At 70.5% G+C, this 10,842-nt stretch carries 11 protein-coding genes and 3 pseudogenes; 6 read left to right on the plus strand and 8 right to left on the minus strand.

Annotated features, from left to right (window positions below):
* Window positions 1-416: transposase domain-containing protein (locus tag ACH4J0_RS42030; RefSeq protein WP_396246472.1), on the minus strand; the 416-nt coding region annotated here is incomplete at its 3' end.
* Between the two features lie 149 nt (window positions 417-565).
* On the opposite strand from ACH4J0_RS42030, the pseudogene ACH4J0_RS42035 reads away from it, so the two are divergent.
* Window positions 566-694: pseudogene (locus ACH4J0_RS42035) on the plus strand (transposase); the annotation flags it as partial.
* 9 nt (window positions 695-703) lie between these two features.
* On the opposite strand, the gene ACH4J0_RS42040 reads toward ACH4J0_RS42035, so the two are convergent.
* Together ACH4J0_RS42040 and ACH4J0_RS42045 are read right to left on the minus strand one after the other, a co-directional pair.
* Window positions 704-1,378 (minus strand): LuxR C-terminal-related transcriptional regulator, encoded by a 675-nt coding sequence (locus ACH4J0_RS42040; RefSeq protein WP_396246473.1) that lies wholly within the window; start codon window positions 1,376-1,378, stop codon window positions 704-706.
* Entirely contained in the window at window positions 1,366-2,619 is a 1,254-nt protein-coding gene (locus tag ACH4J0_RS42045; RefSeq protein ID WP_396246474.1) for a sensor histidine kinase, read from the minus strand. The genes ACH4J0_RS42040 and ACH4J0_RS42045 overlap by 13 nt, the downstream gene beginning before the upstream one ends.
* A 112-nt stretch (window positions 2,620-2,731) precedes the next feature.
* On the opposite strand from ACH4J0_RS42045, the gene ACH4J0_RS42050 reads away from it, so the two are divergent.
* The gene (locus ACH4J0_RS42050) at window positions 2,732-3,631 is read left to right on the plus strand and encodes a CPBP family intramembrane glutamic endopeptidase (protein ID WP_396246475.1); all 900 of its coding nucleotides are present in this window, start codon (window positions 2,732-2,734) and stop codon (window positions 3,629-3,631) included.
* A gap of 37 nt (window positions 3,632-3,668) precedes the next feature.
* Here ACH4J0_RS42050 and ACH4J0_RS42055 read toward each other — a convergent pair.
* The 3 genes and pseudogenes from ACH4J0_RS42055 to ACH4J0_RS42065 form a co-directional block, all read right to left on the minus strand.
* Window positions 3,669-3,773: pseudogene (locus tag ACH4J0_RS42055) on the minus strand (LysR family transcriptional regulator); the annotation flags it as partial.
* A gap of 401 nt (window positions 3,774-4,174) precedes the next feature.
* Entirely contained in the window at window positions 4,175-4,405 is a 231-nt protein-coding gene (locus tag ACH4J0_RS42060; RefSeq protein WP_396246482.1) for an integrase core domain-containing protein, read from the minus strand.
* Window positions 4,406-4,427: 22 nt separating this feature from the next.
* A complete protein-coding gene (locus ACH4J0_RS42065) occupies window positions 4,428-5,399 on the minus strand; it encodes a LuxR C-terminal-related transcriptional regulator (protein WP_396246476.1) in 972 nt (323 codons plus the stop codon).
* Window positions 5,400-5,774: 375 nt separating this feature from the next.
* On the opposite strand from ACH4J0_RS42065, the gene ACH4J0_RS42070 reads away from it, so the two are divergent.
* From ACH4J0_RS42070 to ACH4J0_RS42085, 4 genes are all read left to right on the plus strand, one after another.
* The gene (locus ACH4J0_RS42070) at window positions 5,775-6,026 is read left to right on the plus strand and encodes a hypothetical protein (RefSeq protein WP_396246477.1); all 252 of its coding nucleotides are present in this window, start codon (window positions 5,775-5,777) and stop codon (window positions 6,024-6,026) included.
* 7 nt (window positions 6,027-6,033) lie between these two features.
* Window positions 6,034-6,375, plus strand: a complete 342-nt coding sequence (locus tag ACH4J0_RS42075) for a hypothetical protein (protein WP_396246478.1) — start codon at window positions 6,034-6,036, stop codon at window positions 6,373-6,375.
* Between the two features lie 268 nt (window positions 6,376-6,643).
* Complete coding sequence (locus ACH4J0_RS42080; RefSeq protein WP_396246479.1) at window positions 6,644-8,320, plus strand: CHAP domain-containing protein; 1,677 nt, start codon at window positions 6,644-6,646, stop codon at window positions 8,318-8,320.
* A gap of 90 nt (window positions 8,321-8,410) precedes the next feature.
* Window positions 8,411-9,871: a transglycosylase family protein gene (locus ACH4J0_RS42085; protein WP_396246480.1), complete on the plus strand. Its 1,461-nt coding sequence runs from the start codon at window positions 8,411-8,413 to the stop codon at window positions 9,869-9,871.
* 133 nt (window positions 9,872-10,004) lie between these two features.
* On the opposite strand, the gene ACH4J0_RS42090 is transcribed toward ACH4J0_RS42085, so the two are convergent.
* Together ACH4J0_RS42090 and ACH4J0_RS42095 are read right to left on the minus strand one after the other, a co-directional pair.
* Entirely contained in the window at window positions 10,005-10,133 is a 129-nt protein-coding gene (locus ACH4J0_RS42090) for a hypothetical protein (RefSeq protein WP_396246481.1), read from the minus strand.
* A 284-nt stretch (window positions 10,134-10,417) separates the two neighbouring features.
* Window positions 10,418-10,842, minus strand: a pseudogene (locus tag ACH4J0_RS42095) (hypothetical protein); the annotation flags it as partial.

Consider the following 10,842-nt stretch of genomic DNA (forward strand, 5'->3'; position numbering starts at 1 on the left):
TAGCGACCGAAGCGCACGCCTGGCGTGTGCGGCTGCGCGAGCGGGCCGCACAGCACCTCGCACAAGCGCCGCATCGGCGCCGCACCGATGCGGCGGCGCAGGTCGCGTAGGGCCTTCGCGCTCGGCGCGGCGACCGCGTGCCCGGCCAGTCCCGCCGTCAGCTTCCGCCACACCCGCCCGTATCCGACCTCCGGGAACAGGCACATCGCCAGCAGGAAGAACAGCCCGACCCGGGAGGGAAGATCCCGCAATCGGCGCTGTTGGCCACCGTGCTCGTCCAGGACCGCGTCCACCAACTCGAACGGGACAAAGGCGGTGAGACCGCCCAGCCGTCCCGGGGCGAACCTGCCCAGCGCCGACTCGATCACGCGCGCGGCCAGAACCCGCCCCGGCGGCAGGGCACACTGAAGAGGCAACGGAGCTCCCGGAAACAAGCTGTCTTGGTCGACTGCTGTTCCAACGGGGCTCCGTTGCCTGCAGTTTCACCAGCACATCGCTGCCAGAACACCCCTTGACGAGCAGCGATGAACGCTAACTTCCCGGCCTTGGGGGGAGCCCCCTCACCCTGGACGGCACTGACCATGCCAGCCACAAGGAACAGGGCAGCATGATTCGCCGCTACATCATCTGGCGGAACAAGCACGCCCAGGACGAGCGCCTACGTGAGGTCGTCAGCAGGGCAAACGTTGCCTGATGCGGCATACTAGTCGGCTTCCGGTCCAGGCTGTCGGGATCGGCGCTGAGGGGCTCCGAGGTGGGTGAGAACTGCGAGGACGCGCCGGTCGCCGCTGTTCTCGGGCGGGAGGTCGAGCTTCACGAAGATGTTTCCGACGTGCTTGTGCACGGCCCGCTCGGTGACCACGAGGCGATCGGCGATCTCGGAGTTCCCGTATCCCTGGGCCATCATCGCGAGCACTTCGCGTTCGCGCTCGGTGAGCCGCGACAGCGGGTTGCCGCGCGTCGCGAGCAGCTGCCGGACCACGTCGGGATCCAGCGCCGTGCCGCCGGCCGCCACCCGGTGGAGCGCCTCCAGGAAGTCGTCGACGCGGGCGACCCGGTCCTTGAGCAGGTAGCCGACGCCGGTGCCGTCGGCGAGCAGTTCTCGGGCGTAGGTGTCCTCGACGTACTGGGAGAGTACGAGGATCGGCAGGCCAGGGACACGTTCCCGGGCGCGCAGCGCGGCCCTGACGCCCTCGTCGGTGAAGGACGGCGGGAGGCGGACGTCCACCACGGCTACGTCCGGCCGGTGGGTGACGGCGGCCGTCACGAAGGACTCGGCGTCCTCGGTCGTGGCGAGCACCTCGTTCCCCAGGGCCTCCAGCAGCGCGGTGAGTCCCTGGGCGAGCAGCGCGTTGTCCTCGGCGATCACGATCCGCACGGGCACTCCACGGTGATCACGGTGGGCCCGCCCGGCGGGCTCTGGACCCGCAGCACGCCGTCGACTGCCTCGACGCGCTGGCGCATGCCGCGCAGCCCGGTGCCGCCGCCCTCAGCCGCCCCGCCGCGGCCGTCGTCGGTGATCTCCGCGCGGAGCGTGCCGCCGGCCCTGGCCAGGGTGACCGACACGGAGCCGGCGTGGGCGTGCTTGGCCGCGTTGGTGAGTGCCTCGGTGATGGCGAAGTACATGGCGACCTCGATCTGGGCCGGTACGTCGCCGAGTTCGCCGGGTTCGCCGAGTTCGAGGGTGGCGGGCACCGGGCAGCGGGCGACGACCGCCGAGACCGCACCGGCGAGGCCCCGGTCGGCGAGGATCGGCGGGTAGACGGAGCGCAGTACGTCGCGCAGTTCGGCCATCGCCTCCTCGGCGCCCTCCCGTGCCCGGGTCAGCAGCGGGCCGACCGCCTCGGGGTCGGCGCTCAGTGTCCTTTCGGCGAGCCCGAGTTGCATGGCCAGGGACACCAGCCGGGCCTGGGTGCCGTCGTGCAGGTCCCTCTCGATGCGGCGCAGTTCGTTGCCGTGCGCGTCGATCGCCCCGGTGCGTGTCCGGTCCAGTGTCGACACGCGTTCGGCGAGGACCGCGGCGGCCGAGGGGGCGAGCAGCCACCGGCTGACGGACGCCGCCAGCCTGGCGAGCAGCGGCGGGCCGAACAGGGCGAGCAGCACGCTCAGCAGGAACTGCGGCACTCCGGCGTAGAGCGCGGATCCCCAGCTGTCGATCGGGACGTTCAGGATCAGCCTGATCGGATCGTCCGTGGGGAACAGCCACCACAGGCCGACGAGCACGAGCACGGCCGCCGGGAACAGGAAAAGTGCCGCGCCGATGAGCCCGAGTGCGGTGCCCGCGACCGTCATGGCTGCCGCCCACCGCAGGTCGCGGCCGGTTGCCGGGTCCGACAGCACCGCCATCAGGCGCCTTCGCGCGTGCGGTCCGGCCGGTGGGGTGGACGTCGCCGCCCACCGTCCTAGCCGGTCGCGTTCGCCGTCGGCCAGCCGGCGCAGCAGCCGGAGCTCGTGCGGCAGGATGAGCAGACCCACGCCGACCAGGCAGAGTACGGCCGAGTACATGAGGACGGGCACCAGCACGACCAGGGCCAGTGCGCGGACGAACACGGTTGCGCAGTACCCGGCGGCACGGGCCGAGCGCGCCGCGCTCGCTCGCGTCGTTGATATGTCGTTCACGGCGGCCAGTCTTCCCCTCCTCGGCTTCCCGGCGCAGTGGAGCGTGCTACACCATTGGTCGGCGAGCCTGCACGATCGCCCCGGTCGCCCCGCGGTTCGTAGCGTCAGGGCCATGAAACGAACGAGCACTTCGGGCGGCTCCCGCTCCGATCTCATCCTCTTCCTGTCGATCAGTTTCGTCGGAGCGTGGATCACCATGATCCCGCTCTGGGCGGACGGCCTGCGCCGGACGAGCGCCGCGCAAGGGACGCCGCGGCTCGCGGCGCTGTGCATGATCCTGATGATGCTGGTGCCGGCGCTGGCCGCGTTCGGCCTCACCGTGCGCGGCCGGGGGCCACGCCAGGCCGTGCGGGCCCTCGGGCTCACCAGGGCCACACCGTGGCGGCACGAAGTCCGCTCCGTCGCGGTCGCGCTGACGATCCCGCTCGGCCTCACCGCCACCGGCCTGACCGTGGCCACGCTCGTCGGCTGGTACACCCCCGCGCACCTGCCCGGGCCCGCCACCGTCGCGCCGCTCGTGCTGAGCGCGCTGCTGTCCGTCCCGCTGTACTTCGGCGAGGAACTCGGCTGGCAGGGCTACCTGCTGCCCCGGCTGCTCCGCTACGGCAGGACCCGCGGCCTCCTGATCGGCGGCGCGATCTGGGGGGCGTGGCACGTCCCGATGACGGCGCTCGGCGGAAGCTACCCCGGCCATTCGGTGCTGCTGGGCATACCCGTCGCCGTGATGACCGCCATGCTGCTCGGAACGGTGATCGCCACCGTCCGGTTGTCCACCGGATCGGTGTGGGCGGCCGTCGCGGCGCACCTGTCGCTCAACGAGTTCACGCTGCCGCTCACCCGCGAGATATCGGGCCGCCTCGTCGACCCGCTGCTCGCCGGCCCGTTAAGCATCTCGACCTGGCCGGTGACCTCGCTCGCCGTGCTGGGCATCTGGCTGGCCTACCGACGGCGCGCCGGACGGGACCAGCCCCTGCCGACGGTGGAAGGCCAGCTGACCGCGTCCCGCTTCTAGACCAGGTCTAGACCAAGCGGCACGTACAGAGAGCCGCGAAGGTGGCCAGGGCCGGGGTGTCGGCGATGGTGTCGAGGAGCGCGTCGGAGCCGAAGTTGGGACCAGTCGCCTCGATGGTGAGACCGAACTCGGCCACGAGGTCGCAGTGCGCTGACCTGGTCTCGACTCAGGGGCAGTTCAGGGCCACCGTCACGGTGGGGACCGTCCTGTGTGTGAAGACCCAGGGCGAGCGCACCGCCGTACTGACGATCACCTCTGTCACCGACGACTTCAACACCGGCCTGACCGCGCAAGCCACCGTCTGGTCCAAGCAGCCCGGTTAGCCAAGCGTGCGGCCGTTGCCGGCGCGGGCTGACGGCCTGGCCCGCCGTCCCCGCGGCGGTCCGACCTGCCCCTCACCCGGCGGTGGCCCGGCCCGCCGGACGCCCACCGCCGGTTCGGCGGGGGGTTCGGCTCGTCCGGCACGGGGACCCGGGGCGGGTTCGGTCCGCGGTTCGGTTCGGCCACCGGCCTCCGACCGCGCTTGCCGTCTATTCGCGCAGCTCAGGGGTGCCGGGGCGGTGAGCTGTCCCGAGTTTCGTGGAGTCCGCGATCGTGTGACCAAGCGGTCTGCGGGACTGGCTCCAGGCTCGCCCAGTAGGCCTGCTCGTACTCGTCGGGCGGGATGTAGCCGAGGGCGGAGTGGAGTCGTTCGCTGTTGTACCACGCGACCCATTGGAAGACGGCCCGCTCGACTTCATCGAAGTCCCGCCATGGACCCTGATGCTCGATCAGTTCGGCTTTGAACGCGTGCCGGTCAGAGCCAGCCGCGGTGGGCTGCCTTGATTCCGGCCTCGAAGCGGCTGCTCGCGCCGAGGCGTTCCATGATCGAGGACATGTGGCGTCCGACGGTTCGGGAGGAGATGCCGAGGCGCTGGCCGGCGGCGTCGTCGGTCAGGCCCGAGCCCAGCAGGCGCAGTAGTTCGCGTTCGGTGGCGCTGAGGCCGGTGCGCGGGTCCTCAGGCCGGGTGGCGCCGAGCGGGACGGCAGTGTTCCAGGCCTGCTCGAACAGGTCGAGCAGTGCTGCCAGGATGCCGGGTTCGGTCACGTGGAGGGCGCCCTTGCGGTTGTCCTCTGGGTCGATCGGGATGAGGGCCTGGGTGCGGTCGACCACCACCATGCGGGGCGGGATCGAGGGGGCGGTGCGGACCTCGCCGCCGTGGCTGAGCAGCCAGTGGGCGTAGGTTTCCACGTGGGGCTGGTTGCGGGTGGAGTCCTGGTAGAGCGTGCGCATCCCGATGCCGCGGGCGAACACCTCGGCGTCGGCGGGCCGGCTGGCGGCGAGGTCCTCGGGCCGCTGCTCGCCGGGCTGGCTGGCGAGGACCTCGGTGGTGGCGCTGCGGCCCATCCGTTCCAGGCGGACGTGGATGGCGTCCAGGCCGAGCAGGCGCTCGCCGTGGGCTGTGCGGTGCTCGGCCCGGTCCGCGACCATGCGGGTGACGGCGGCGCGCGATGCGGCCAGCGCCGCCTGGCGGGAGGCGAGTTCCGCTTCCTGGGCGGCGAGCATGTCGGCCAGGCCGATGTCGGGGCTGACCGCGCGCATCTCGCCGGGACGCTCGGCCGAGGCCCGGACGAGGGTGAGGCGGCTCAGCTCGTCGAGGTGTTCGTGCGCCTCGGCGGGGCTCATGCCGCAGTCGGAGGCGATCTCGTCCACGCTGTACGCGGGGTGGTCGAGCATCACCTGGTACACGGCGGTGGCTCCGGCCGTCAGGCCCAGTACTTCCAGCATTTCGCATTCCCCCTGGAAACATCGGCCATCGTCCTCGAACGGCCGATCGCATCCAAACAGGCGTGCGGCGACTGGTTCAAGATCGCGATTTGGGCCTTCGTGGCGGTACAGGAGGTTTTGGGCAAAGAGAGGTTGTGTATCGCGCGCCACATCGGGGCGCAGCTGACATGACCTCGTCAATCTGTCCGGATCCCGTCAGGCCGATTGGCGACAGAGGCAAGACCTTCCGGCGGTGCCGGCGAGCGACGAGAGTAGTGATCGCCGCCAGGCAGGCCCGACAGTGACCGGCCCGGACGGCAGCCGAACGGAGCGTCAACCGCGGGACGCCCTAACGGATCGGCACACCTCTCCCCTCAACATCAGAAGGGCTCCGTCATGATCCGCACCCGTATCGCCCAGGCCGCCGCGGTCGCCGCCGTCTCGCTCACCACCCTCCTGATCGCCCCGGCCGTCTGCGCGGCCACCGGCGCCGAGACCGCTCCCGCCACGCCCGCCGCCACCACCGCCGGTTCCGACAGCCTCGGCTGGGGAAGCGCCCCCACCACCTCCACTACCGCCACGCTCGCCTCCACCGACAGCCTCGGCTGGGGCGGCGTCACCCAGGCCAGCTTGGGTTGGGGCAGCTGAACACCGGATGGACATCGTCTACGCCAGCTTGAAACGCCGGCGGCCCGGTGTGGCGGCCGAGGCGATCGGAGCGGCCGAGGCGGCCGAGGCAGTGGACGCCCTCTGGGCGCACGCCGAGCCCGCCGACGGACTCCAGCACGCCAGCGCACAGCCCACCGACGACCGGATCGACCTCCTGCTCTACCTGCTCAGCCGCGCCTCGTCCGATGCGTCAGGCCAGCTCGACCCCGCCGATGCCGTCTGCCGCGCGCACGGCCTGATCGCCCGCAGCCACCGCACCTCGCCGATGCTCCTGCGGCGCTACCTGCCCCCGGAGCCCCCGCAGGCGACGGACCGCACCGCCCGGTGACGGCCGCGCCGGCTGCATCCGCCGCGCCTGCCGACTGAAGACTTCCGCCCCCACACCGCCGCGCCGCCGCCCCGCGACGGCGCCCGCCCGAACCGAGGCACTCCACCCCCGGCCCGGGGCCGGTCACTGGCTGCCGGATGACGACCGACCGTTTCGCCGGCCCGCCGGCGCCTGAACTTCCCGCTGCCCGCCGCCGTGACGACCGTTCCGGTCAGGCGCGGTCGTAGCGGTCCGACTTGCTCGACACCGTTCCCAGTCTGGAGATTCCATGTCCCGCTTCCGTACCCGCCTCGCCTCCTCCGGCGCGGCCGTCACGCTGGCCGCCTCCGGCCTCAGCCTCCTGGCCGTACCCGGTGCCCACGCGGCCTCGCTCGGCGACTCGATCGCCGGGACGGCCCTGGGCCAGGTCGGCAGCAACGCCTGCGGCAACGGCGGTGCCGGCTACTACGCCCCCGGTACCGACCAGAACTCCAGCTGCTCCGGCGGTTCCAGGACACACGCCTGGTGCGCGGACTTCGCCGGCTGGGTCTGGGCGCAGAACGGCGTCAAGAACATGGGCATCCTGAACGACCTCGCCAACAGCTTCCAGACCTACGCGGAGAAGTACGACGGCGGCCTGTCCGGTACCCCGCACGTGGGCGACGCCGTCTTCTTCCACCCGGGTTCCTTCAGCGGCACGGACTACGACCACGTGGCGATCGTCACCGCGGTCAACGCCGACGGCACCATCAGCTGGACCGGCGGCAACCAGGGCGGCTACCCGGGCAAGGTCAGCACCAACACCGCGTCGGGCGGGGTCGGTACGGTCGTCTGGCAGAGCGGGGGCTACAACGTCAGCATCCGCGGCTACGCCAGCCCGGTCGGCGGGAGCGTCACGCCCCCGCCCGTGACCACCCCGGTCGGCCCGCAGGTGACGGGCGTCGCGCCGGCCGCCGTCTACAACCCCGACAACGGCACCGCCGAGATCTTCGCCATCGGCACCGACGGCGTGCTGTCCCACGCCTACAGCACCAACGGCGGTCAGTGGAGCGACTGGTCCACGATCGACCCCTCCTTCCACTTCACCGGCAAGCCCACCGCCGTCTACAACCCGGCCACCAAGACCACCGAGGTCTTCGCCATCGGCACCGACGGCGTCCTGTCGCACGCCTACAGCACCAACAGTGGCCAGTGGAGCTCGTGGAGCACCATGGACCCCGGCTACCACTTCACCGGCTCGCCGACCGCCGTCTACAACCCGTCGGTGAACGCGGTGGAGCTGTTCGCGATCGGCACCGACGGCAAGCTCAACCACAAGTACTACGCGGGCGGCGCCTGGTCGGTCTGGAACACCATGGGCAACTGGACCTTCATCGGCTCCCCCACCGCCGTCTACGAGCCTGACCTGAACACCGTCGAGGTGTTCGCGATCGGCACCGACGGTGTGCTGTCCCACTCGTACAGCACCAGCGGCGCCCCGTGGAGCGACTTCTTCACCCTGGACACCAGCTACCGCTTCACCGGCGCTCCGGCCGTCGTCTACAACCCGAACAACAAGACGGCCGAGGTCTTCGCGGTCGGCGCCGCCGACGGCGTCATGTCGCACGCCTACAGCACCAGCGGCGGCCAGTGGAGTGGCTGGAGCACCCTCGACGCGGGTTACAAGTTCGCCGGCGTCCCGACGGCGGTCTACAACTCCACCACCAAGGCCGTGGAGCTGTTCGGCACCGGCGCCGACGGCGTCGTCAACCACAAGTACTTCCTGGGCAACTCGTGGTCGGGCTGGGAGGCGCTCGGCAACTGGAAGTTCGCCGGTGCGCCGGTGGCCCTGAACGAGCCGAACACCAACGCCGCCGAGGTCTTCGCCATCGGCCAGGACGGCACGATCGGCCACGCCTACACCAGCAACGGCAGCCCCTTCAGCAGCTGGTACGCCGTGGGCACCTGGAAGTTCACCACCCACTGATCCCGGGTCACCACCGCGGCGGCCGGGTCCAACCCGGGCCCGGCCGCCGCGACCTCCCCCGCCTCCCACGACTTCCCGAAGGACCTTCCGATGACCCGCACTCCCTCCCGCTCCGCCCGCACCCGGATGGGCGTCACCGCCGCTGGTGCACTCGGACTGGCCGTCGCCGCGGCCGCTGTCGGCACCGGGCAGGCGAACGCCGCCTCGGTGGCGACCTGGGACAAGGTGGCCCAGTGCGAGAGCTCGGGCAACTGGAGCATCGTCAGCGGCAATGGGCTCTACTACGGTGGCCTGCAGATCAACCTGAGCAACTGGCGGTACTACGGAGGCACCGCGTACGCGGCCCGCCCGGACCTCGCGACCAAGCAGCAGCAGATCCTGATAGCGGAGAAGATCCTCGCCGACCAGGGTGCTGGGGCGTGGACCTGCAGCCCGGGCACCGGCCTGTCCACCGACCACAGCAACCCGTACCCGGATGTGGTCCCCACGCCGACGCCGGCCCCGACGACAGCCCCCTCCTCGGCGGCGGCACCCGTCCTCTACAATCCGGACACGGCGACCGCCGAGGTGTTCGCGGTCGGTGCGGACGGTGTGCTGTCCCACAGCTACAGCACCAACGGCGGTGCGTGGACGGACTGGTCCACCCTCGACTCCTCGTTCCGGTTCTCGGGTGCTCCGGCGGTGGTGTATAACCCGGTGAACAAGGTGACCGAGGTGTTCGCGACCGGCAAGGACGGCGTGATCTCGCACAACTACCTCTTCAACGGCGGCCAGTGGAGCGGCTGGTCGACGCTCGACCCGTCGTACAAGTTCACCGGCAGCCCGACCGCCGTCTACAACGCCTCGACGAACGCGATCGAGCTGTTCGGCATAGGCGCCGACGGTGTGCTGAACCACACCTACAACCTCAACGCCGGCGCCTGGCAGGGCTGGAGCTCGCTCGGCACGTGGAAGTTCGCGCGGACCCCCACCGCCGTCTACAACCCGGACACCAAGACGGCCGAGGTGTTCGACATCGGTCCGGACGGTGTGCTGTCCCACAGCTACAGCACCAACGGCGGCGCCTGGACGGACTGGTCCACGCTCGATCCGTCCTTCCACTTCGGCGGCGTTCCGGCGGTGGTGTATAACCCGGTGAACAAGGTGACCGAGGTGTTCGCGACCGGCAAGGACGGCGTGATCTCGCACAACTACCTCTTCAACGGCGGCCAGTGGAGCGGCTGGTCGACGCTCGACCCGTCGTACAAGTTCACCGGCAGCCCGACCGCCGTCTACAACGCCTCGACGAACGCGATCGAGCTGTTCGGCATAGGCGCCGACGGTGTGCTGAACCACACCTACAACCTCAACGCCGGCGCCTGGCAGGGCTGGAGCTCGCTCGGCAGCTACAAGTTCGCCGGCGCCCCCACCGCCGTCTACGAGTCCGGGACGCAGGCGGCCGAGGTCTTCGGCATCGGTGCCGACGGCCTGGTCTCCCACGCGTACAGCGCCAACGGCGGCAGCTGGAGCAACTGGACCACCCTCGGCACCTGGAAGTTCCAGACCAGCTGAATTCGAAGCGGCGCGTAGCCCGCTGCCCCGGAGGCCCGATCGGGCCTCCGGGGCAGCGGGCTACGCGGTGCGGCCGGTGCTGCGGCCTGTGGCAGGGGCACGAAATCGGCCAAGCCATCGGCGTGCAGACGGGTCAGCCGCTTCTGGGTCTGCTTGATCCCGGCCGCGCCCCGTGCAGCTGGTGGAGTTGCTCGGCGGTCGCCAGGGTGAAGCGGTGGAGTGTTACCAGGACGTCGTGGTCGGTCTCCAGGTCCCCGCGCACGAATGTGCTCCCTCATTCCGAGGCACGGGCACCTCCCGTGCTCGGAGAATGGAACCCCATGAAACTCACCGGATTTCTTGCCACCAACGTTGGTCTTCCATAACGCTGCCGGTCGGTGCATTCGCGCTCCTCCAACAACCCAATCACCGACGGCATCCGATGCCTCCACCGCAGAGACGAAACGACACCTCGCCTCTGCCGTCGAAGCACCAATCCTATGCCTGACCAGCGAAAACGCAGTAGGCGACCTGGCGGCCGGCTGGGTCCAACGGATGTCAGCCGCGTCAGTCTCCAGCGATGTAGACGTAGGTGCCGGGCGCCTCACTGCACTTGCTCAGCAGCGCATCCAGGCGTACCAACTGCGGGTTGTTCCTCCAATCCGGGATTTCCCGGACCTCCGCACGCGCGGTCGCACACTGCCGGGAGTCCAGCACGGTATCCCCGTAGGGGTCGATGCGGGAAAGGACGGGAAAGTCCACGCGGCGGAGTCCCGGGTGGCGGTGGAGCTGCTGCCCTTGGCCACCTGGCCCTGGGGTGATCGAGGTGACCAGCCCGCGAGGCTCCTTGGCGCGGTCATAGGCGTAGGTGGTGGACTTGGTCGGGTCGCTCACCTTCACTGAGGATTTTCCAACCTGAAGTTGCAGGTCACGGGGCTGGCGTGGGGCGAGGGTGAGGTGCTTGTGCCGGTCAGCGGCGTGATCGCTAGCAG

Source organism: Kitasatospora sp. NPDC017646 (assembly GCF_044329365.1).
Lineage (GTDB): Bacteria > Actinomycetota > Actinomycetes > Streptomycetales > Streptomycetaceae > Kitasatospora.

Coding starts and splice junctions, on each gene's coding strand:
- ACH4J0_RS42050 (WP_396246475.1), top strand. CDS start 2,732: ATGAAACGAACGAGCACTTCGGGCGGCTCCCGCTCCGATCTCATCCTC.
- ACH4J0_RS42065 (WP_396246476.1), bottom strand. CDS start 5,399: ATGCTGGAAGTACTGGGCCTGACGGCCGGAGCCACCGCCGTGTACCAG.
- ACH4J0_RS42070 (WP_396246477.1), top strand. CDS start 5,775: ATGATCCGCACCCGTATCGCCCAGGCCGCCGCGGTCGCCGCCGTCTCG.
- ACH4J0_RS42075 (WP_396246478.1), top strand. CDS start 6,034: ATGGACATCGTCTACGCCAGCTTGAAACGCCGGCGGCCCGGTGTGGCG.
- ACH4J0_RS42080 (WP_396246479.1), top strand. CDS start 6,644: ATGTCCCGCTTCCGTACCCGCCTCGCCTCCTCCGGCGCGGCCGTCACG.
- ACH4J0_RS42085 (WP_396246480.1), top strand. CDS start 8,411: ATGACCCGCACTCCCTCCCGCTCCGCCCGCACCCGGATGGGCGTCACC.